Here is a 20,993-nt window from a genome sequence, read left to right on the forward strand (position 1 = left end):
AATGGAGTTTTGAGACGGTGGTTCTGACTGGTATCTAAGTATTCCTAGCTCTTCCCATCTCTAGGGTAGGAGTCATTGAGTCGATCGACTACCTACTTAACAAAGGGGAACGCTAGCCGCGGGCTGGCAAGCCCAGTCCCCCAGGTTCCTCTAACAAAGTAGAGACAGTGATTATGGAAACGATTTCGAAGGGAAGGAGCATCAGTAACCTCCCACGCATCTTTACGGAAAGGATTCAGTCCTATTAGCCGATGAGCATCGCGCCGAAACAGCACGCGCGGGGGCAAACGCAGCACAACTAGCGAAGGTTTTAGGAACCTCCAAAGTTTCCATATCCCGCCGCTGGCGCGGCGCGGTTGCGTGGTCCTTGGATGAATTGGACGTCGTAGCTCGGTATCTCGAAGTGCCGCTTTCGGCGCTATTAAAGAAAAATGCCCCGGCGCATGGCCGGGGCGAAGAGCTCCCGCGGTTGGACTCGAACCAACAACCATACGATTTTAAACCCAGGGTGTAGCCTCACACCTTCAGAGCCCTAAACCTCTTCCTACCTGGCCTAACACTGATGTATCGTCTCGACGTGAAATCAAAGTGACGTTTTATTGACGTTTTATTGACGGAGAACCAAAAATTTTCGTGGCTGTATTTGCCATTTATGACGAGATTACTGACTACCGTGCAAGTGGCAAAAATACTCTCCTGTTCCGTGCGCACGCTCCAACGGTGGCGCGAAATGGGGACTGGGCCCATATGGGTAAAACTAGAAAACTCGACCGTCCGATACGAGTACAACCAAGTATTAGATTGGATCGAGAGTCAAAATGCCTAGGCCAAAAACAAACCCAACAGACTATAGCGAAATCAAGTTCCGCAAGGCCGGACCCGCATGGGATGCCGTCTGCTATTACACTAATGAGCTGGGTACCTACAAGCGGGTTACCGCACGGGGCAAGACCAAAGGGGCGGCCCGGGCCAGACTGGAAGAAAAACTGGCCCCAAAGCCCCACCTTTCGGGGGTGCAGGCCCCTAAAACCTTAGATGAGCTCATTGGAATTTACGTGCGCTCTCTAACCGGCAGGGTTAGCCCACAGTCCCTAGAAACCTACAACACTCTGGCGAAAAGTACAGCCCACTATATTGGGCCGCTCCCGCTAACGGCGGTGAACACCCCCGAGCTGCAAACCCGCCTAGATGTCGTCGTAAACGCCGGGATGGTCAAGCGGGCGAGAGAAATCCGCTCGCTAGTATCCAGGGCCCTAAAATACGCGACCAGGCGCGGGTGGGTAGAGCGCAACTTTGCTGCTGATACCGAAGTAACCGCCCCCAGAAAGGGGAAGATACGCACACTTGAAATGGAAGAAGTCGCCAGACTACGCACCCTAGTTCCCTCGGTGCGGGCCAGGTCAACGCAAGAAGACCACCGGGCGCAAAACTTCGTTAGTTTATGCTTTACGTCATCTCTGGTTACGACATCCACCGTGGCCTCCATCTGTGTTGCCAGATAAATAATAGCCTGCTCTAGGCTAACTGAGCCCGCATCTTCCAGCAGGTACCTACGAGGCTCTTATGGGATCAGCGTGTAGGCCATAGGAGGCCTGCGCCTTAGTTTTGGGAATGTTTATGCAGGCCGCGCTCCGATAGTGTGCTTTGGTTAGGGTTCCCTAACTAATCCCATTATCTTCCATGAGAGGAGTCTTTGTGCGAAGAAAAGCAGGAGCCGTATTGGCCCTGGGCGTTATCGCCTCACTTAGCTTTAGCAACGTTGCTTTGGCTACGGACAAGGCCGAAATTGACCCCACCTTGCGTGAGTGTATCTCGGTGCAATTAGGCCGGGGCCAGTACGGGACAGTAACCGCTGAAGACCTGGGCAAGATCACTGAGCTGAAGTGCGCAACTTTGGCCGATCTTGACAAACTGGAAAACCTGACCAGTTTCGAATTCGAACCACACCGGATGAATCCCCCAGGCATTTCCGGCAAGTTTGCGTCTCTAGCCAAGCTGAAGAAACTAAAGAAGCTCTCCCTGCGTGATGCTGGAGTGAAAAACCTTAGCTTTCTCTCTTCTATGACGCAGCTGGAAGAGTTAAACCTGAACAGCTATGACACGGCTATAGAAAAGTACGGGCAGATTTTCTCTAACGAGATCCGCGACATCACCCCACTAGCCCCACTAACCAACCTGAAGGTGCTAAAGGTCAACAATGCTCTGCTGCGCGACATCTCTACTGTGAAGAAGATGCCGAAGCTAGAAGAACTCGACTTAGGGCACGTACGCGGGGTTAGCAAAGAAGATAGCTCTTATAAGCTCCGCGATATTAGTGCGCTGGCAGGGCTTACTAACCTGCGCAAACTTAACATTGAGCACAACGCGGTCGCAGATCTTAGCCCACTAAAAGGGCTCAAGAAGCTGGGCTACGTCAACTTCAACAACAATCGTGTCATCGACATGGCCCCGGTGTGTCATGTATCCGATATTGCCGCCCGCGAGCAGGTCGCCTCCATGACGGTGAAGATGGGCAAGCTAGTGCCTCCGTCGGATTGTTCGGGCCCGCTAGACATCGATAAGCAAAACGACTACCACTCTTTACCACATGAGTTTAAGACCGAGGGCGAAGTGGATACTTTTGCTTTCTCTTCAGGTAAGTCGGGGCAGTCGGGCTTCAACGTAAAGGTCACCTACACCGTAAGTCAGACCAAGCCGGCAGATCCTGCCCCGGAGACCTCCGAGTGGCAAAATCTTGACTCCGGCACTGATTGCACGGCCCGCAAAGGTAAGAAGTCGCGTACCAAGACGACCTACACTTGGGTTGACGATGCGACTGGTACCGGCTGGGTGCTAAAGGCGGTTACGGATGTGGAAACTGCCCAGCGCGATCTTAATGAAAAAGATTTGAAGGCTTGCGCAGGCCCGAAACCTGCTGACGAGGTTACTACTACGGACTGGGAAGACATCCCTGGAACCCTCAGCATGGACTTCTATAACATTGAGCAACAACGTACGAAGACCACTATTTCGTATAAGTGGGATGCCGCTAAGGCCACTTGGGTCAAGGGCGAGCCACAGGTGGAGGTTGAAAAGCGCGAGCGCCCTCTAACCGAGCAAGAGATCCGGGACAACACACCTAAGCCTGCCGGCGAATATAAGCACGAGATCAAGAAGAAGCGCAAGGAAGAAAAAGACTGTAGGACTAAGACTGTTACGCTCACCCACACTTTTATCACTGCCCCGTGGAAATGGAGTTTGTCTTCACACAAGTGGGTTCCTGACTATGACAACGAACGTCGGGTAGTAGAAACTGATAAGCCGCGTCCCATGAGCGAGGCCGAGCTGAAAGAATGCCCTGCTGATGCGCCAGAGCCGAAGAAGAATGAGGGCCCCTGGCTTGTGGTGGTTGGCAGTTTCGATGCCAAGACTAAGACCCTAGAAGAGTCCCGCCTGGTAACGACTATCCCCTATAAGTGGGACGCCGGGACTAAACAGTATGTTTTGGACGAGGCCAATAAGACTAACGTAACTGAGAATCGCCGCCGGGACTGTACTAACGATGAGCTGAAGGACTTGCTACAGAAACCTGAGGCCAAGGTTGTGAAGGCCGATTGGGTTGAAGGCGATAAGGATTGCAAGGCGAAGACTGTAAAGCGGACTCGGGAGGTGGAAACCTCCCAGCCGACCTGGGATGCCGCTAAGCGGGATTGGAGCTTTGGCCCAGCGCAAGTAAGCGTAGAAGAAGGCACAAGGGATATGACTGAGGCCGAAATCAAGGCTTGCAGCGTGACCCCACCAGCCCCGGGGCCCGGAACTGACGCCGGCACACAGACTGACCCGGCTAAACCCGGAACCGATGCTGGTACTCAAACTGACAAGCCAGCCGGTACCGACAAGCCTGGCGCAGACAAGCCTGACACAGATGCTGCAAGGCCCGGTACTGGCGCCGGCACACAGACTGATCCGGCTAAGCCAGGGGTCGATGCTGGTACTCAAACTGATAAGCCAGCCGACAAGCCGGGGGTCGATGCTGGTACTCAAACTGATAAGCCAAGCACCGATGCCGGTACCGACTCAGACAAGCCTGACACAGATGCTGCAAAGCCCGGTACTGGCGCCGACAAGCCAGGCAACGACACTGGCAAACCAGCTGGCAAACCGGCACCAGCTAAGCCTTCCACCAAGTCGGCAACGGCGGGGCCTGCTGGCCGGGCTAAGGCCGAGACCCTGGCAGCCACAGGCACTAGCGTGCTTGCTCTGCTAGCGGCTTCGACCCTACTGGGGGCCGGTGGCGCAATAATGGTGGGGCGCAAGGTGAAAAACCAGTAACATAACCAATAAGTAATGTGGCTTGGCCGCGTTACGGGCCCGGGACGGATACGCCCGTCCCGGGCCTTTATCATTGAATAATGAGCCCCAATATTTTGTATTTATAAGAAGTAGCTACAGGCACCGACCCCATAGCGGTCGCAGGTCATAACAGCGCCAACCCGCAGCCACGACTCCGCCCAAAGCAGCCGGTAATTTATATGACTGCTACGACTCTGGCCGGATAGTTTACTTCTGCAAGCGAGATGCCCCCTCTTTCGGAATGTAGCCACTTATTATCGCCAGCGTGCAAAATCAGCTTGCCAGAACAGTCCTCTACCCCAACCCCACAGGCAGGAAGCGCAAGGAAGTCATGTTGGACAGTATTTTCCCATTTTGCAGCCCCATAGTGGGGGTATCTACGACTTCGATTTGTAGGTCTTCCCATTCTTCACTTGCTAGCGTTACTCCACCTTCGGAGCGCAGCCGTAAAATGCCGGTTTTATCGCGGGAGATTTTTGCAACTACGCCTTATAAAAGTGACCGTTGCATCCTTGTGGATGAATGTTGTTTTAATGGTGTAGCCGCACTCTACGGTGTCAATCTTTGTAGTCATGCTGACTAATTACAGCATCGCGACAGGGGCGAATTTCGACTGTAAGCCATTTATATGGAAACGACGGCCGCCCCCGTTTCGGCTTTTGTATCAGGGAGGAAATGTTGTAAACAAGGAACAGCTTTTATGTCAACAAAACTTCGACACCAAATGTGCTTATCTGCTGCATAATGAACGCGAGCACAGGTACATGTTCGAAGATTACGACCCGAATGTCGGCGACTTACGCGACGCCGCCGGAGTATGGTTTGACGCTTGCATCAAAGCCATCGACGATTTCGCCATCTGGCAAGAAGACAAAGACCCTCTTTAAACTCTAGCCGAGGTTAGACGAAAGACCCTAGGCGGTGCAGACGAGTTCTACCTACTTGCCCTAACCTTAGTCACTTCCCTAATGAGCGGGGATGCGGACGGGGTAAAGGCCTTTTGGTAAGCCTACGATGTGGAGGGCCTGCATGAGGTGGTCGGGTTCCTGCCTCTTGTTGCAGCCTGCTGTGGAACTTATTTGGTCGGCGAAGAGCGGGCCCACATGGCTTTTCTCAATCAGGCTGACCTGTATGGGGTTATGGCCTCCCACCTGGACGTATAGGCAGGCTCCTACAAGTTAGGGCGGCAATGGCTTTGAATCCGCAACCCCCTTGCGTAAAATGAAAACCGTATCCGATATGAGTGGTTTTGCTTAAGGCAGTTGGCAGCCTCTCTAGTGTCACGTTGGAGACGGATACGCCTAGCTGCGAAGACTTGTTCGACGCTTCGCAGCTAGGCAAACAATTTGCTACCGGAAAACGGCCGGAATCCCAAAAAGTAAACGTAAAGCTACCGAAGTGGCAACCACAGTAACCCCCATAGCCAGCCATTTATATTTGCCATCACAGTCAGAGACATAAGAGACTAGGCCTAGGACACTTAAGATAACCAACGGCAGCACAAACAAGACACAACTAGCATGTGCAAGCCCCTCAAAAGCCACCCTGCCTGCGCAAACCAGCGCAGCAGCCCCAGTGCAGATTGCAACGTAACCTTTGCGGCCCGCATTCTTATGCGACATCAACTTTGTGCCCCTACAGAAGTGCAAAAACGATCGCTCTGGCTGCGACACCGGCAGCCCAAGACGGGACCTTAATTGACGTTAGGGCGTTGGTGATCATATTTTCGATCGTCCCTTCAAATCCTGTAGCGACATTTAGGGCCTTCATCACTGTTTCATAGCCTAAATATTTCTTCACCGAGTTGGGAACTGGCAATTTATTTATTGTTGCGTTCCAAGCCTTCTTCCCGATCCCCCTTATGGCTTTTATTGCAGCCTTGATAGCAGCCTTAGCGGCCGCCCCCTTAGGCCCTCTTTCTTGTTGTATAGCCCTCAGATCCTGTTGCAGTTCTAAGCATTCGCCGTACTTCCCATTAGCAATCATTTCTTGCTTGAAAAGGCTCCTAACTAGATCGTGATCAATATCGCTTGTTTCCAGAGCAGGAATTGATGCTATTGACTCAGGTGCCTCAATCGCAGAGGCCGCACCTACGCCAGACATAGTTAGCACACTGGTAACCATGACAACGACGAATGCTCGGGCTGTAGTTTTCACAGGAATTACCCATTCGTCACTGAATGCCATAACTTCCCTACGCGGGGTTCACCTCAGTAGGGATAAGTAATGGTAGTCACAGCAGGTTGATCGGGTCAATGTAGTGATTGATAATCCCCGGGACCCCCACCGGGGCAACATTCCGTAACACCTACCGCCCCGTCAGGGCAGACTACCGTTCGTACTTATCCTGCCGTCCTATATAGTCTCTTACCTTTTGCGCGGCCCTAGGGGATACAAAAGTCTGCACGTACCCGTTCTCGTCGGCATCAGGATTGCCTTTACCGACGAATATGGGCTTGCCTTTCACTCTCGACTGGTAAGGTCGCGTGGCCCCTTTATAGGGTCTGGGCTTAGGCTTCGGTTCAGGCTCCACCTCTGGCTTCGGTTCTGGTTCCGCCTCTGGCTTCGGTGGCTCAACCGGCAGGGCCCCGCCCTCCTTTTTCGGCTTATTAGCCCCGGCGGCAGGCAATTCGTCAGCGCCCTCGAGAGCTTCAGTCTGACCGCCAGCACCACCAGGATTGCCGGGGGTTACCTCTTGGCCGCCTCCACTGTCGGGGGCCCCACCTTGGCCGTCAGGCTTATCCTCAGCAGTATCCTTCTTGGGGCTGAGGAACCCCTCTTTACCAAAGTCTTCAGGCAGAATTCCCTTGCCTTCGGCAAGCCCATACAAGTAGCCGAACTCCCTGTTGTGAGCCGCTTCCCTCTCGCGCTTTGCCGCATACTCGGCCTTCTTCATCTCGCGCTCTCTTGCCTTATCCTGGCTCTCTTCAGCATGATCCTGGCCATCCTCAGCCCTTAAACTATGCTTCCTAGCCTTCATCACCAGGCCCTTAGCCCCGCCTGCAGTACCCGAAAGGCCCTTCTTGCCAAAGGACTTAGCAACAGAACCAGCCTTAGAACCAGCCATCGGGTTGAGCCCGGCCCCGAACCCGCGCCCGGAAGACCCCGAACCCATAGAACCAAGCTTGCCCCCAAGATTAGAAGCCATCGCCTGCAACTGATTAGAGGTTCCCACACCCCAAGAAATAGCACCCCTTGAGCGTTAGCGGGGACTTCACCTTGAAGACCCTCGTAAACAAGGCGTGAATACCCAGCAAGGACAAGAACGGGCCAAGCCCAACCATCATAGTTGAAGTAAAGCCAGCTAACCCACTAGTGCCACCCGCAAAAATCTGCGCCATAGTCTGCGACAACATCGTGACCGTAGACAAAATAAACGTAGTAAGCACCGTCAATAGCGAGTAAGAGAACGTCGGCTTTAAAATCCCCGCCAACTTACTCATCCCACTGTCTGAAAATAACGCAAACAGCAACATCGGGAAAACGATAATCGAAAAGCTAATCAGCACCGTCTTAGCCATCAGCACCATGATGGACAAAGACCCCACCGTGAAAAACACAAACAACGACGAGAGCATGTGTGCAAAAGGCCCAAGCAAAATATTGGCATTAGACGTAGGCTCGTGCAGCGAAGACAAAAACACATACCCGTTAGACATCTTGTAAGGGAACTTATTCTGCGTTACCTCATAAGGCGGCCAGAAGAACGAGAGCGAATAAATTGGATTATCCGAAGTACCAGCCTCAGCCTTCGCAGTCTCAGAACTCAAAGTATCCGCAGAAGGCGCTGTGCTATCCCCCTGGCCTGGAGCCTTTACCTCCGACAATTTCCGCACATTATCCGTAAGGGAAGGCTTCTCCTTGCTAGCAATAGCCTCAGTAGACCGGAAATCCTTCTCAAAAGCAAAGGCGCAATCCTCCTCGCCCTTCTTTACCTCTTCCTTAGTGCGACTAGAAGGAAACTTCTTACCCTTATCACTACTGGTCTTATTCTGACCGTCCCCCTCCTCAGTATCTAAAGGCCGAATCAAACCGCGCAAATCAATACCAACAAGATCCTTATCCCCCGCCGTCAAATTAGGAATAGCCCACTGGCCAGCCCTACCCTGACGGTTACGACAAGCAGCCCACGCCACCATCGCAATATCAGTATCTTTACGATTCGTAGACTCAAACGAAAAAGCAATCGAATTAGGATTCAGCGCCATCTTGGAAGCACCCAAAGCCTTATTCAACAGCCCGACCTGATCCTTAGCCAAAACCTTCGAATTAGACTCAAGCAACCTACACCAAGAATGGGTATCCATCTGAGCCTGCTTGCCATCAACCACAACCCGACCAAACTGCACCTGCCTCCACGCAGGCACAGACGTCGCCTCCCACAACCCAGACACACCAGTCATCACCCTGGCAGCCTGCTGATTAGAAGCCAAAGACACATACTGCTGACGCAAAGCCCGAATATAGGCCTCACAACTAAGCGGATCAGCATTAGCTTTCCTACCCAAATAAGTATCAAAAGCCTGACCGAAACCAAACCGGCTACACCGGCTGGGCCGACAACGGCTGATGTGCCAGTAGCACAGGCCCCGGCGAGCACTGCTAGCTAAAGGGGGTGTTTCTATGCAAGATATTGCCGAGCTTCCTTTAGTGCCTGACAATTACGCTAGCGCAGATGGCATCTATTCCATTGGAGCCTTCGTTGCCCGCTTTGGCCGGGATGCTGACCCGGGTCGGGTGCGCGCCGCCATGAGTGAAAGAGTGGGGTCTCTAGCGCAAACAGATGATGTAGTAGGTTCTCTTTCCAATTGGGGGAGCTTCAGAGCACCAACCTATGATTGCGCCGAAGAAATCTACTTACGCACTACGGATGATGCAGCTGCTAACGGAATTTTTGCTAATAACCGTGAAAAGGTAAACACGTTCCGTCGCAGTTGGATCAATACTTGGGCTAGTGATGCTCAAGACGCGGGATTCTTGCCGAAGCAGTGGCAGCTGAAGTTGCTCCCTAAGGACGATGGTGCCTATACGCTGGAGATCACCGGTGAAAACCTAGGTGAGTTAGCGGAGCGGGTTTACCTACTTCGGGCACGAAAAATGTACTGCAACGTCCTACCCATTGGTGACATTTGCAGGGATGATACGTGAAGGAGACTTACATACGATCTCCCCTTTCATGGCCAGGTAATAAATCGAAGCTGATCAAGCAGTATGCCCGACTGGGTGTTTTTGACTGCGATGTAGTTGAGCCATTTTCCGGCCTGGCCATGGTGGGGGTAAACCTTGCTAGATCAATCCACGTAAATGATATTGACCGCCTGCTTATTGCTGGCCTACGTTTCTTATACGAGACCCCTACCGGGGCCATCTTGGAACGGTTACGGGCAGTAATTCGCGCTTACGGCTTTACTGACGCTTCCACCTACGGGCGGGCTTACTATGCGGGGAAGGGCTGCACTAGGTTTAATTTGGCCAGGCTCAACCGGGACCCGTTCAATGCCCTCAGGGAAGACATCAACCGGGGCAATATTAGCTTCTCCCTAAGGCAGGCAGCCCTGGTACTAATGATGTATTCCTTCAATAACCGGCTGCGCTACAACCTAAAGGGTGAAGTAAACATTACGGTGGGCCGGGTAGATTTGTGCCCGCCTCGGGCTAAGAAGCTGATTGCTTACGCTGGTGCTTTGCAATCGAAAGAGGTCATCTTCTCCACCCTGCCCTACCAGCAGGTGCCAACCAAAGACAGGTTGGCCTTTTTTGACCCGCCATACCTACTTGCCGGGGTTAATTACCAAGGCTGGGGGCCGGGGCACCTGGAGGGCCTGCTGGCCCATATTGACGCTCTAGAGGGCCCGTGGGCGCTAGCTGAGTGTCTAGAGCATAAGGGGCGAACTAATCAGGTTCTCACCGCTTGGGCAAACGGCCACACGGTCGTGCCTTTGCGGCGTAATTACAATTACGCCGGCCATGTAACTACTAGTCGGGAGGTATTGATACTGCCATGAACACGCATAGTTTTGATGCGGCTGCACTGCACGCGGCCGCCCGGGCCTCCAATGGGGAGAGGGCGGCGGCGCTGCTAGCAATACAGAGCGGCCAAGTGGATTTTTGGGATGTGGTGAAGGACGCGGCTCAGCCAGGCTCCCCACTGGCTAAGCTCCGCCTGTATCAGGCACTCCTTGCTACCGGTGACTTTGGCCCAGCTGAGGTGCGCGGCATTTTTGAACGCCTGAGTGTGGTTATTGGGACCCCGGTAGGAAAAAGGCTTCTTTGGCTTGGCTGGTAGATGGACGTACGGATTCGCGCCGGATTGCGGCCTTGGCTAACGCGATGATTGAGGATACTCCCCCACCTTGGGACGGGTTTCCTTTGCGGGAGCCCCCACAGGAGTATTTATTGACGTTGCGCGGTTGGACTCCGCCGGCTGATCGTTAGAGTTGGCCTGTACCTTTAGGTGGGACTGAAACACAATTTAATAGCGACGGCCGAGTTTTCATCATCTCATTTACCGAGAACGCCTCGTCTTAAGAATTTTGTAGACATGCCAATAAGCGGCTAAATATCAACGGAAAATAAGATTCACGAAAAACACACACAAGCCCATTCACTACTAAATAAGCGGTGAATAAGCGGGCCAAAATCGGCTCTAAGAGCTCCCGCGGTTGGACTCGAACCAACAACCGTTCGATTAACAGTCGAATGCTCTGCCATTGAGCTACGCGGGATCGCGACGAGTAAGAATTTAGCAGACTTACCACCCGCTCGTCTAATCGCCTCCAAAGACAGGTTCATCAGAAGCGGGTCGAAGAGGCATTCCAACTTGGTCGCGCAGCTCACTTTCTAACTTGCCAACTTCGTCCAAATATTTTTCTGGAACATACCCATCAGCGGCCACAAAAGAAAACAATTTCCCACTATTGTGCCGCAAAATCGACACACTGACTTGCGTACCATTAGGCAGTGTTCGAGCAATACTGGCCACCTGCGCCTCCTCTACGCCCTCGCGAATTTCATCCATAAACCGAATCGGATCACCCTCATCAGTGACTAGTCTCACGTTATCCTGGGATGGATCTTGAAAGCTAATAGTGATCGAGGACTCATCATCTCGATACACAGCGTGCTTCACTTCATACCAAGGAGCAGAAAAATTACGCTCTGCGTCTGCCACCACCAGACCGCGGCGAGTAGCAGCAGCCTGTCCGGTAGTAAGCGAGATGAGATGCAATATTTTTTCTTTCGGCTCCAACAACTTAGCTAGCGCTGCCGACGGTTTATAAGAATTTCTGCCAAACATAGCTCTACGGTAACCCGGCGATGTGACTTAGGCAGAAGTTGCATATAAACTAGAGCGCGATCCCCCTGTAGCTCAGTCGGTTAGAGCAGCGGACTCATAATCCGTTTGTCGCAGGTTCGAGCCCTGCCGGGGGGACTTCTTTTTAACGCTGCGCCTACGGCATCCCGCGACGGCTCGCGACTTCTTCGCTTCTGCCCCACCCCACGCAACTGCAAAAATTGCTGTAACAGTAAGAACAATGGTCGCCCCCGTCGGAACGTCTAATGCCCATGACAGGTAAATTCCGAAGAAGGAGCCAATGCAGCCGAAAACAGCTGACAGCACCATCATTGTTGCTAGACGGTCCGTCAGTAGTCGCGCGGTTGCAGCCGGCGTGACCAAAAGGGCAAGCACTAAGATGTTCCCAATGGTGCGCACCGAGATAACTACCGCGCCTGTTACAGCTATGTAGAGCACAAGATCTAGCCAGAACACCGGTAGCCCCAGAGCCCGCGCCATCTCTCGGTCCAAAGAAACCGCAACCAGCTCTTTATTCAGAATAAGAACTGTAGCCACAATCACAGATCCCAAGGCGGCAACAAGTAAGATATCGCCCTCTGACACACCGGTAATAGAGCCGAAAAGGAAACTGGTCAACGAAGCGGTATACCCCTGCGCCCTAGAAATAATCACCAACCCCAAGGCAAATGCTGCAGCAAACAGTATCCCAATCAACGTCTCTTCACGTATTTTTCGGTTTTGGGCAAGCACGGCTACAAGCAACGCTATTGCTCCCCCAGCAGCTGCCCCTCCGGCCACTAAAGAAAAACCCATAACATAGGCAATCGCTATGCCTGGAAAAACCGCGTGAGCAACCGCGTCCCCAATAAATGCCATTCCGCGCAAAACTACGTGAGTTCCTACTACGGCGCATACCAATGCAGAAAGCATCGCAATCAACAGTGCTCTAGGCAAAAAGGAGAGCACCGGGTTAGAAAGATCCGCGAAAAAGTCAAGAAGAGAAATCATTTACATCCCACCAGCCTATAGAGAGGCGAATCGTCAGTAACTTCGAACGCCTCTTTCCAAAGTTGCCTATCACGCATCCCCTGTGGCGAATCGTATGCCACGATCCGCCCCTTCAGTAGCAACAATTTGTCGCACTTTTGCACTGCCCCCGCTAGATCATGAGTGGACATCAAGATTGTGGTCCCACTATCAGCTAGCCTTCGGAAAAGCCCCAATAACAATTCTGCAGAGGGCAAATCCAAGCCCGTGAATGGCTCGTCCAGCAGCAGGACCGAAGGACACCCGGCAAGTGCCCGTGCTACCAGCACGCGCTGGCGCTGACCTCCCGACAACTCCCCTACACTACGTCGTGAAAGAGCCCGTAATTCGACTCTTTCAAGTGCTTCGAGGGCGGCGCGGAAATGCTGCGACTTAGCCCTGCGTCCCCACCCTATCTGTCGAGTAAGTCCAGAAAGCACTACCCCAGTAACGTCAATAGGGAAATCCCATGCAAATTCTCTCCGCTGCGGCACATACCCGATCTGTGCCGGGTCCAAGTCGACTGTTCCCTTAGAAGGAACCAGTCCTTGTATCGCCCTCAACAATGTGGTTTTTCCGGCACCATTTGGACCAACCAACCCCACAAGTTCACCTGGTCGAGCCGCAAAGCTAATGTCCTGCAGGATCTGGCGTCCCCCAAGGTGCACACCTAGTTCCTTTACTGCAATCCCACTCATTGCGCTTCGGCTTCCTCTCGCGCCCTCTTAGAACGCACAGTCATCAAATAAGCCACGCCAGCTGCTACGAAGACACCAGCTCCTATTCCAAAAAACAAATACCCATTTCTTCTTTCAGGCCTCGCTGCATCTGCTTTTTCAGGCCGTGTAGCTTCCTCCGCCATCTTGCCTTGCCAAGACACATCGACGCTGGAATGCGGGTCAGTCTGCACGGCAAAACGCAAATACGTTTGCAGGCTCTTCTGCTTTCGTCCCTCCATCCGCATCCTGATAGCAATAAGATGGACTCCCGGCTTTGTGAACACCCAATTGGCGTGAGCATGGGTTCCTATCTCCGTAAACACCGGCTGGGCGTGTTTTTTCTTTGAAGTCCATAGCACCCTAGGCTTTGCAAAGCCTCCATCTTGTTCAAAAACAGTGGCTTCGCCCGGCCCAATATGTCCCGCGTACTCGATTGTCACGCCACGCAATCCCATATTCGCCAGCCCCGGGTGTTGCGTATTCCAACCTAGCCACGGCACGTGCGCAATTTGTTGTTGCGGTATTACCCATACCCTCTCGCCTGCCGCGGCCCCTGTGAAGTTGTAGTCAGTTCCCTCTGGAAGTACCTGGATGGCACTTTTCTGTAGATTGAACGTGACGTCCTCGGGATGACGCCATACTGGCTTATCTGCCGAATCGTCGCGAATCAGGATTTCCGCCCGTTCACCAGAAACAACGATGCCTAAGTCGGCGTGCCCCTCCGAAAAAATTTTCTTCGTTCCGGCAGGCGCAATCTGTTCGTTTTGCTCGACAACTTGATCTAGATTTTCATCAGCGTATGCGGGAGCTAGCGGCAAGATACCCAGTATCAAGGCGCTCATCAAGATCAGGATTGTTCTTTTCATTTCTTCTCCAGGCACCGCCGCAGAGAGTCTGCATTGGCGGCCATCATTTTTTCGTAGGTATTTATTTCTTCGGTGAAGGTATCCCCATGTATGGGGCATATAGCTATGTGCAGCCGCTTCGCTGTTTCAGTCAGATCTTTTGATCTAGCAGAAAGGTTAGGTTCTAAGAAGACAGCTTTGACATGCAGGTTCTGCAAGGTCCGAGTTAGCGCTACTAAATCTCTACTGGAAGGTTCCACCGCGGGGTTAGGCGATACGAAACCGGCGACATTTATCCCATACGCCTTACCCAGATACCCGTATGCGTCGTGAGTGGTAACTAGATGCCTCTGCGCCTTCGGAATGGCGCGAATTTGTCCGCGTACATATTCATCTAGTTTTTTCAGTCTCGCCTCATACTGCCGGGTGTTCCTGTCATATGTGGCGCTGCCAGCCGGATCGACCTCTTTCAAATGGTCGCGTATGACCTTCGCATACGCGATACCTGCCTGCACGTCCTGCCACATATGGGGATCCACTTCCCCGTGGACATGTTTGCCAATCACTGCTTGCGCCAGCATGTAGGTCTCGTGTCCGGGGCGACCTAGGAACCGAAAACGTGGGTCGGGAGGAATCTGTTCGAGGGCGGCAGGCGGCACTACGATTACAGTCTTCGTTGGGTCAAAGCTCGCTTTGTTCCGGCCGTCTTTTGCGTCGCCTGTGATTAGGATCTTTCCGTCCTTTAGGGTGATGTCTTCGTGCCCTTGGGTTAGGGCCTCCATATTTTTCGTCAGTTCGCTTCTGGCGGGGTCCACTCCAACTGCGAAGGTAATTGAGTTGCGTGCGTTCTTTGCGGCAAAGTCGATCTGGTAGATCCCCGGCTTGGTGAATGCCCAGCTCATGTGCGTGTGCGCTCCTGCGGGAAGGTCCACGCCGTCGCGTTGATCGATGCCGTCGGCAGAGTTTAGGTAGACCTGCGGGCTGCCGAATGATGTGGTTAGGTAGGCACTCACGTCTCCGGGGCCGCGTTTTGCGGTCATTTGCATGCGTGCTGTAGTCCCGTCTACTCGCATCCCTAGCCACACCGTGTCCAGGGTGATGTCTTCAACGAGCGGGAGCATTCGCGTCCCATATTTGGGAGTCTCTTCACCGACTTTTATCACTGGTCCGCGCGAGTTGTTTCGGACTGCACGATACAGGGATTGTTCTTCCAGGAGCAGATGGTTGGTGAGCGCCAGCTTGGAATTGGCTATGGCGCGCACGTCTGCCAAAGTCGGTTCATATGAGTGCGGATCCGCGCCTGGCTTTACCAGACCCTTCACTTGGGCCCGCGTGCCCGCAACGTTTTGCGCAATATCAGCTAACACGGGGGTGGTGGCAACTACTTGTGGTTTTTTACTCTGTGCTGCGGGGCTACAGGCGCAACAGCAGAGCAAAACCACTGCAATTAGTTTGCGCATTTGCGCCTAACTAGTACACCGATCCCGAACACAGCTAGCCCGGTTGCCAGTACGCTGAGCGATCCCGTAAATGAGGATGTTCCAGTGCCTGCCAACCCTGCTGCGGGTTTGCATTCCTTGCCATCCGGGGTACGCCAGACTTTTCCACCTTTGCCTATTTTTGCGCCAAGGTCGAAGTGTCCGTCCATTGCGCCTTTTCCAACTGTGAAGTGCAGGGTGGTTTTCGCGCTGAGGGATTTACCGTCCTTGCCTTTTGCGGTCTGAGTAATTTCAGCCTCATAGTTTCCGGGTTTAGTGAAGGCCCAGTTTGGGTGCACGTGGGTATTGTGGGGAATGTCGACCTCGCCGGAGGCGCTGTTATCTTTTCCTAGGAACCACTTTTGTCCTACAGCTTCTCCTAGGTTCCCGTTGGTGAACACAAACATGGTGCCCGGTCCTCGGAAGCCCGTGAGTTTCCACTTGACTGGACCATCAGTTTTTTCCACCAGCGTTTCGTGCATCGTGTTAGCGCCCAGCCACGGAACATTCTTCGTCTGGGTGGCACCTATTAGCCAGACATGTCCCGCCTGTACCGGCCCGAGGGCGGAGGACAGGTTTTGCTTCGCAGCTTCTCCGACGGGAAACGTGATGCTTGCAGGGTCTATCCATTTCGACGGCGCAGTTCGGTCGTCTTTTAGGACTGCTTGCAGCCCTTCTTCATCGCTGTCTATCAGTTTGCATTCTCCAGTTTCCTGACGAGCAGCAGTCGGCGTTGGGGCTTCGCCAGCGGCATTTTCCCCACTTGTAGGCTGATTCTGTGTTTGCTCTACCCGCTTCGCCTCGCCCTTATTTGTTCGTGGGCTATCTGCCTTCGGAGCCGCAGCTACCGTTTCCTTTTCTGGGGCACTGTAAGTCCTTGTGGATGTGTTCGGATGTTTCTGGCCAATCTGCCAGGTGTAGGTTCGCTCCGCCGAGCGCACCGTCTGCCCCTCCTTTTCAGCCTCGGCAGCAACAGTCATCTTGTAAGTGCCCGCTTTTTCAAACAACCAGCTGATAGCTTTACGCTCTGGTTCGGCATGCTCCATAGTGCTGCCCGAACTAAGCAGCGTCTCTCCGCCAGACAATGCGCCTATCGATTGCCCCTCCTGCCAGTGATAGGCAAAAACTTTTCCAGGCCCTTCTATTTTCTTGAAACGCACCCTGGCGGCCCCATAGCCCTTATTGGCGAGGGCGGAGCTATCCCATCCGAAAGGACCGCCATCTTCTGGCTGGGAAAGAAAATAACTGCTCTCACCAATTCCTTCAGGGATCCGGATATTCTCTTTGGCGCTTTTCCCCGTAACACTCAGCAGTATCGCTTGCGGATCATAAGCTTGCCCAGGCTCTTGATTCTGCCCCGCCACAGAAGCGGTAAGACTAAGTGAACCAGTGGAATCGGTAAGGGTAAAAATGTTGGCATTCTCTGCCGGAATGGGTTTAGGCGCAGCTACTGCTGCTGGCGCTAAGCTCGCGCCGAGGGCGGCTACGGCTAAGGCCGTAAGCAACTTCTTGATTGCCACGATTGCCTTTCTAACTACTCTATTGGGAATGGTTATCGTTTTAATAGGGTAGGTATAGGGCGCCCCCATGTCAACAAAAAGACCGCCCTAAGGCGGTTTTAAATTAGTTGGGCGCCGGCAATAGCCGACGCCCAACTACATTTTTACAGCTTAGTACACTGTCAGGCCACGAGAGCGGAAAATATCGCGCACCTCTTCAGCCTGCTCCTTCGAAGGCGGCTCCACGTCCTCGAGCTTGTACTCCATATTCAGATCAGCCCACTTATCGCGAGCCATCTGGTGGAACGGCAAGACTTCCAGGCGCTCAACATTTGGCCACTGGGCCACAATGTCGGCAACGCGCTCCACGTTGTCTTTATCATCCGTCCACCCGGGTACATCCACGAAACGGATCCAGACCCTATTGCCATTGTCCGCAAGCCTTTGCCCAAACTTCAGTGTGGGCTCAAGCGGGCGACCAGTAACCTTCTTATAGATTTCTGGATTGCCACTCTTTACGTCCATCATGACTAGGTCAAGCAGATTCAGATCCTCATCCGAGAAATTAGCTCCGAGGAAACCACTGGTATCGATATTCGTATGAATACCGCGATCCTTGCAATCCTTCAGCAGACGCTTCAGGAACACGGGTTGCATCATCGGCTCGCCACCCGAGAAGGTGACTCCCCCACCAGTAGCATCAAACACTGCCTTATAACGAGCAATCTTTTCCACTAGATCCGACTCACGCACTGCCGTACCATCACGCATCTTCAACGTGTCAGGGTTATGACAGTACACACACCGGAGCGGGCATCCTGCGAGGAAAACGGTCAGGCGCGTACCAGGACCGTCAACCGCAGTCACCAGCTCCCACGAGTGCACCGATCCAATATCTCCGGCTCGTACCGCCATCAGATGTTCCTGGCGGTTCATCTGCGGCGCATCGGTGACACCCGCAAGTCCGGCTCCCTGAAGCCTGGGAACCTCAATCTCTAGTGGTTCGGGGCGATACTCGCCGGTAGAGCCTTCACTCTCCCAGCTTGTATCGCCCCGAACTGTAAGCGGTAAAACCAAATTTACCGAGTTGCGTGGAAGGTACGCGAGATCACGTCGAGCTGCTGCTCACGGGTCAGGCGCACGAAGTTGACGGCGTAGCCGGATACGCGAACGGTCAACTGCGGGTACTTCTCGGGGTGCTCCATGGCATCCTCAAGGGTCTCCTTGTTCAGGACGTTGATGTTGGCGTGGTACAGGCCCTTGACGCCACCATTGTCCTTACGAGCGGCCTTCATCGACTCCATGCGGTCTTCGAAAGTCTTTACTGCCATTCCTATTCTCCTTCTCTGTGTTGTTTATAGGACGTTTTAGGGTTGACTAGCCTTTTTTGATGAAGCCAGCATCCATGATACCGACCAGGTTGGTGATCTGCTCATCTTCAGTGCGTCCCAGCGAAGAGGGAACAATGGTGTTGGTGAGCGAGATACCATCCAGGGCATCCTTGTAGTCGAGCTTTCCGACAGAAAGCATCGAGGCCAACATGCCGTGGGTATCCATGCCGTTCTCCGGGTTTGCGCCCGGTGCGAACGGGGTACCTGCCTTGTGGCCCGACGGGAAGGCGCCAGTGGCCTTGCCGTAGACGACGTTCGAAGTGATGGTCAGAACCGACTGAGTCGGGATTGCATCACGGTACATCGGGATGGCCTTGATCTTGGACATGATGGTGTGGACCACGGTCGCTGCAATGTCGTCGGCACGGTCATCGTCGTTGCCGTAGAGCGGGAAGTCGCCCTCGGTCTTGTAATCGACTACCAGGCCGGTCTCGTCGCGAACGGGGGTGACCTTCGCGTACTTGATTGCCGACAGAGAGTCAGCAACGATGGACAGACCAGCGATGCCGCAACCCATGGTACGAACTAGCTCGGAGTCGAGCAGTGCCATTTCCATGGACTCGTATGCGTAACGGTCGTGGCAGTAGTGGATGATGTTCAGGGCTTCTACGTAGGTGCCGACTACCCAGTCCAGCATCTTTTCGTACTTTTCCCAAACCTCATCGAAGTCCAGCGGGCCGTCGCCCTTGATGGGCTCATAGCCTTCCATGATCTGCTTGCCGGAGACCTCGTCGCGACCACCGTTGATGGCGTACAGAAGAGACTTAGCAGCGTTCACACGAGCGCCAAAGAACTGCATCTGCTTGCCAACGCGCATCGGGGAAACACAGCATGCGATTGCTGCGTCGTCGCCCCACTGCTCGCGGATCTGCTCATCAGCTTCGTACTGAATCGAAGAAGTCTCGATGGAGACCTTGGCGCAGAAGCGCTTGTAGCCTTCAGGCAGCTTCTCGTTCCAGAAAATGGTGATGTTCGGTTCCGGTGCCGGCCCAAGGTTGATCAGGGTCTGCAGCAGACGGAAGGAAGTCTTGGTCACTAGCGGGCGACCATCTTCGCCGAAGCCTGCATCCGACCAGGTTGCCCAGTACGGATCGCCAGAGAAGATCTGGTCGTATGCTTCAGTGCGCAGGAAGCGGACGATACGCAGCTTGATCACCAATGCGTCGATGATTTCCTGTGCGCCCTTTTCGTCCAGCACGCCGCGAGCGAAGTCACGCTCGAAGTAGCAGTCAAAGAATGCGGACAGACGACCAATGGACATTGCGGCGCCATCCTGGGACTTCACGGAGCCTAGGTAGCCGAAGTAGGTCCACTGAACAGCTTCCTTAGCAGTAGTTGCCGGCTTGGAAATGTCGAAGCCGTACTTGGAAGCCATGTTCTTCAGCTTCTTCAGAGCCTTGATCTGTTCCGCGTGCTCTTCGCGGTAGCGGCACCAGTGCTCAGAGAAGGGCTCGCTTGCGTACCGATCCTTGTCCTTCTGCTTCTCTTCGATCAGCTTGTCAACGCCGTAGAGGGCGACGCGACGGTAGTCACCGATGATGCGGCCGCGGCCGTAGGCATCCGGAAGACCGGTAATAATGTGCGAGGAACGAGCTGCACGAATACGCGGGGTGTAAATATCGAACACCGCGTCATTGTGAGTCTTGCGGTAGTGAGTAAAGATCTTCTTTACTTCGGGATTTACTTCCTTGCCCGCTTCCTTGATAGCGGTCTCGACCATGCGCCAGCCACCGAAGGGCATCATGGCGCGCTTGGTCGGAACGTCGGTCTGCAGGCCGACTATTACGTCGTCGTCCTCGCTAATGTAACCAGCGTCGAAAGCGTCAACATCAGCCGGGATGTCGGTGTCAACGTCGTACACGCGCTGCTTACGCTCTACAGCGAGGTAGTTCTTGTCTAGAGTGTCCCAAACACGCAGGGTCTTCTCAGTAGGCCCCTCCAGGAAGGATTCGTCACCTTCGTACGGAGTGTAGTTCTTCTGAATAAAGTCCCTGACATCAATCTGGTCGGTCCAGGATCCTTCTTTGAACCCTTCCCAACCTTCAAAGGTTTCTTCTGAGTTTGACACGTCCAACTCCTTATTTGATTTGACGCTCAGTTTCAGTGGTCAATTCTGAGTTTACGTGATAATCAGCCACCTTCAAGGGGGGCGTCCGTATGTGCGGAACACCACTTGCGCAAATCTAGGACTTTCGTCTGAAGTTCGTTGTAGAGGGGGCGAATCGGCCCCACATTAGGCCAAAATTAGCCAGCTGACCTGCTGGGACGTTCTTACTGACGAGCACAGTTTGGCGCGCTCTAAAAAAACGTACCTATATTTTTTAAGGTGCGTTTACCTTTTTTAAGGTTTTTAGTTCGCCTGCTCACTAAAAAACAGCCTAGTTTTTCCCAAAAGACTGTACGTGA

Annotated in this window: 18 protein-coding genes, 2 tRNA genes and 2 pseudogenes; 9 read left to right on the plus strand and 13 right to left on the minus strand. The window is 53.4% G+C overall.

The genetic code is table 11. The features are described from left to right. Nucleotides 1-298: 298 nt before the first annotated feature. The 5 genes and pseudogenes from AC1EKG_RS01670 to AC1EKG_RS01690 all read left to right on the plus strand — a co-directional run. A pseudogene (locus AC1EKG_RS01670) lies at nt 299-514 on the plus strand (helix-turn-helix domain-containing protein); the annotation flags it as partial. Nucleotides 515-652: 138 nt separating this feature from the next. Continuing rightward, complete coding sequence (locus tag AC1EKG_RS01675) at nt 653-826, plus strand: helix-turn-helix transcriptional regulator (RefSeq protein ID WP_102201935.1); 174 nt, start codon at nt 653-655, stop codon at nt 824-826. After that, nucleotides 819-1,502 carry a phage integrase central domain-containing protein gene (locus AC1EKG_RS01680; protein ID WP_004804750.1) on the plus strand — a complete coding sequence of 228 codons (684 nt, stop codon included), beginning with the start codon at nt 819-821 and terminating at the stop codon, nt 1,500-1,502. The genes AC1EKG_RS01675 and AC1EKG_RS01680 overlap by 8 nt, the downstream gene beginning before the upstream one ends. 193 nt (nt 1,503-1,695) lie before the next feature. Next, nucleotides 1,696-4,311 (plus strand): hypothetical protein, encoded by a 2,616-nt coding sequence (locus AC1EKG_RS01685; RefSeq protein ID WP_048706503.1) that lies wholly within the window; start codon nt 1,696-1,698, stop codon nt 4,309-4,311. A 785-nt stretch (nt 4,312-5,096) separates the two neighbouring features. Beyond that, nucleotides 5,097-5,219, plus strand: coding sequence for a hypothetical protein (locus tag AC1EKG_RS01690; protein ID WP_004804743.1), 123 nt, complete (start codon nt 5,097-5,099; stop codon nt 5,217-5,219). A gap of 748 nt (nt 5,220-5,967) precedes the next feature. Here AC1EKG_RS01690 and AC1EKG_RS01695 read toward each other — a convergent pair. The 3 genes from AC1EKG_RS01695 to AC1EKG_RS01705 form a co-directional block, all read right to left on the minus strand. Next, nucleotides 5,968-6,519 (minus strand): hypothetical protein, encoded by a 552-nt coding sequence (locus AC1EKG_RS01695; protein ID WP_004804738.1) that lies wholly within the window; start codon nt 6,517-6,519, stop codon nt 5,968-5,970. Nucleotides 6,520-6,661: 142 nt separating this feature from the next. Beyond that, the gene (locus AC1EKG_RS01700) at nt 6,662-7,507 is read right to left on the minus strand and encodes a hypothetical protein (RefSeq protein ID WP_004804728.1); all 846 of its coding nucleotides are present in this window, start codon (nt 7,505-7,507) and stop codon (nt 6,662-6,664) included. Then, nucleotides 7,494-8,786 carry a hypothetical protein gene (locus AC1EKG_RS01705; RefSeq protein ID WP_141740554.1) on the minus strand — a complete coding sequence of 431 codons (1,293 nt, stop codon included), beginning with the start codon at nt 8,784-8,786 and terminating at the stop codon, nt 7,494-7,496. The genes AC1EKG_RS01700 and AC1EKG_RS01705 overlap by 14 nt, the downstream gene beginning before the upstream one ends. Nucleotides 8,787-8,955: 169 nt before the next feature. Here AC1EKG_RS01705 and AC1EKG_RS01710 point away from each other — a divergent pair, with 169 nt between their 5' ends. Genes AC1EKG_RS01710 through AC1EKG_RS01720 form a run of 3 tightly spaced genes read left to right on the plus strand, consistent with a single transcriptional unit; the run spans nt 8,956 to nt 10,618 of the window. Further along, the gene (locus AC1EKG_RS01710; RefSeq protein WP_004804723.1) at nt 8,956-9,480 is read left to right on the plus strand and encodes a hypothetical protein; all 525 of its coding nucleotides are present in this window, start codon (nt 8,956-8,958) and stop codon (nt 9,478-9,480) included. Beyond that, complete coding sequence (locus tag AC1EKG_RS01715) at nt 9,477-10,337, plus strand: DNA adenine methylase (RefSeq protein ID WP_004804722.1); 861 nt, start codon at nt 9,477-9,479, stop codon at nt 10,335-10,337. Before AC1EKG_RS01710 ends, AC1EKG_RS01715 begins: the two co-directional genes overlap by 4 nt. Then, on the plus strand, nt 10,334-10,618 hold the full coding sequence (locus AC1EKG_RS01720) for a hypothetical protein (RefSeq protein ID WP_004804720.1): 285 nt from the start codon (nt 10,334-10,336) through the stop codon (nt 10,616-10,618). The genes AC1EKG_RS01715 and AC1EKG_RS01720 overlap by 4 nt, the downstream gene beginning before the upstream one ends. 367 nt (nt 10,619-10,985) lie before the next feature. On the opposite strand, the gene AC1EKG_RS01725 is transcribed toward AC1EKG_RS01720, so the two are convergent. Both AC1EKG_RS01725 and AC1EKG_RS01730 read right to left on the minus strand, forming a co-directional pair. Next, nucleotides 10,986-11,057, minus strand: a tRNA-Asn gene (locus tag AC1EKG_RS01725). Nucleotides 11,058-11,098: 41 nt separating this feature from the next. After that, entirely contained in the window at nt 11,099-11,629 is a 531-nt protein-coding gene (locus tag AC1EKG_RS01730) for a hypothetical protein (protein WP_004804718.1), read from the minus strand. Nucleotides 11,630-11,690: 61 nt separating this feature from the next. On the opposite strand from AC1EKG_RS01730, the gene AC1EKG_RS01735 reads away from it, so the two are divergent. Then, a tRNA-Ile gene (locus AC1EKG_RS01735) sits at nt 11,691-11,764 on the plus strand. A 66-nt stretch (nt 11,765-11,830) separates the two neighbouring features. Here the strand turns inward: AC1EKG_RS01735 and AC1EKG_RS01740 are convergent. The 8 genes and pseudogenes from AC1EKG_RS01740 to pflB form a co-directional block, all read right to left on the minus strand. After that, nucleotides 11,831-12,637 (minus strand): annotated as a pseudogene (locus AC1EKG_RS01740) (anchored repeat-type ABC transporter permease subunit); the annotation flags it as partial. After that, entirely contained in the window at nt 12,634-13,353 is a 720-nt protein-coding gene (locus tag AC1EKG_RS01745; protein ID WP_004804717.1) for an anchored repeat-type ABC transporter ATP-binding subunit, read from the minus strand. The gene AC1EKG_RS01745 and the pseudogene AC1EKG_RS01740, both read right to left, overlap by 4 nt. Continuing rightward, on the minus strand, nt 13,350-14,240 hold the full coding sequence (locus tag AC1EKG_RS01750; protein ID WP_004804714.1) for a choice-of-anchor M domain-containing protein: 891 nt from the start codon (nt 14,238-14,240) through the stop codon (nt 13,350-13,352). The genes AC1EKG_RS01745 and AC1EKG_RS01750 overlap by 4 nt, the downstream gene beginning before the upstream one ends. Further along, complete coding sequence (locus AC1EKG_RS01755) at nt 14,237-15,679, minus strand: anchored repeat ABC transporter, substrate-binding protein (protein WP_004804712.1); 1,443 nt, start codon at nt 15,677-15,679, stop codon at nt 14,237-14,239. Before AC1EKG_RS01755 ends, AC1EKG_RS01750 begins: the two co-directional genes overlap by 4 nt. Next, nucleotides 15,667-17,217, minus strand: a complete 1,551-nt coding sequence (locus AC1EKG_RS01760; protein ID WP_160309211.1) for a TIGR03773 family transporter-associated surface protein — start codon at nt 17,215-17,217, stop codon at nt 15,667-15,669. The genes AC1EKG_RS01755 and AC1EKG_RS01760 overlap by 13 nt, the downstream gene beginning before the upstream one ends. Before the next feature lie 150 nt (nt 17,218-17,367). Continuing rightward, nucleotides 17,368-18,111, minus strand: coding sequence for a pyruvate formate-lyase-activating protein (gene pflA, locus AC1EKG_RS01765; protein ID WP_004804708.1), 744 nt, complete (start codon nt 18,109-18,111; stop codon nt 17,368-17,370). Between the two features lie 164 nt (nt 18,112-18,275). Continuing rightward, the gene (grcA2, locus tag AC1EKG_RS01770; RefSeq protein WP_004804705.1) at nt 18,276-18,527 is read right to left on the minus strand and encodes an autonomous glycyl radical cofactor GrcA2; all 252 of its coding nucleotides are present in this window, start codon (nt 18,525-18,527) and stop codon (nt 18,276-18,278) included. A gap of 46 nt (nt 18,528-18,573) precedes the next feature. Continuing rightward, a complete protein-coding gene (pflB, locus tag AC1EKG_RS01775; RefSeq protein ID WP_004804703.1) occupies nt 18,574-20,655 on the minus strand; it encodes a formate C-acetyltransferase in 2,082 nt (693 codons plus the stop codon). Between the last annotated feature and the right edge of the window lie 338 nt (nt 20,656-20,993).

The sequence above is a fragment of the Winkia sp. C0117E2 genome, from assembly GCF_056590455.1.

Excerpts from the sequence above, each read along its gene's own strand:
- AC1EKG_RS01675 (WP_102201935.1), top strand. The coding sequence starts at position 653 with ATGACGAGATTACTGACTACCGTGCAAGTGGCAAAAATACTCTCCTGT.
- AC1EKG_RS01680 (WP_004804750.1), top strand. The coding sequence starts at position 819 with ATGCCTAGGCCAAAAACAAACCCAACAGACTATAGCGAAATCAAGTTC.
- AC1EKG_RS01690 (WP_004804743.1), top strand. The coding sequence starts at position 5,097 with ATGTTCGAAGATTACGACCCGAATGTCGGCGACTTACGCGACGCCGCC.
- AC1EKG_RS01695 (WP_004804738.1), bottom strand. The coding sequence starts at position 6,519 with ATGGCATTCAGTGACGAATGGGTAATTCCTGTGAAAACTACAGCCCGA.
- AC1EKG_RS01710 (WP_004804723.1), top strand. The coding sequence starts at position 8,956 with ATGCAAGATATTGCCGAGCTTCCTTTAGTGCCTGACAATTACGCTAGC.
- AC1EKG_RS01720 (WP_004804720.1), top strand. The coding sequence starts at position 10,334 with ATGAACACGCATAGTTTTGATGCGGCTGCACTGCACGCGGCCGCCCGG.
- AC1EKG_RS01730 (WP_004804718.1), bottom strand. The coding sequence starts at position 11,629 with ATGTTTGGCAGAAATTCTTATAAACCGTCGGCAGCGCTAGCTAAGTTG.
- AC1EKG_RS01745 (WP_004804717.1), bottom strand. The coding sequence starts at position 13,353 with ATGAGTGGGATTGCAGTAAAGGAACTAGGTGTGCACCTTGGGGGACGC.
- AC1EKG_RS01750 (WP_004804714.1), bottom strand. The coding sequence starts at position 14,240 with ATGAAAAGAACAATCCTGATCTTGATGAGCGCCTTGATACTGGGTATC.
- AC1EKG_RS01755 (WP_004804712.1), bottom strand. The coding sequence starts at position 15,679 with ATGCGCAAACTAATTGCAGTGGTTTTGCTCTGCTGTTGCGCCTGTAGC.
- pflA (WP_004804708.1), bottom strand. The coding sequence starts at position 18,111 with ATGGCGGTACGAGCCGGAGATATTGGATCGGTGCACTCGTGGGAGCTG.
- grcA2 (WP_004804705.1), bottom strand. The coding sequence starts at position 18,527 with ATGGCAGTAAAGACTTTCGAAGACCGCATGGAGTCGATGAAGGCCGCT.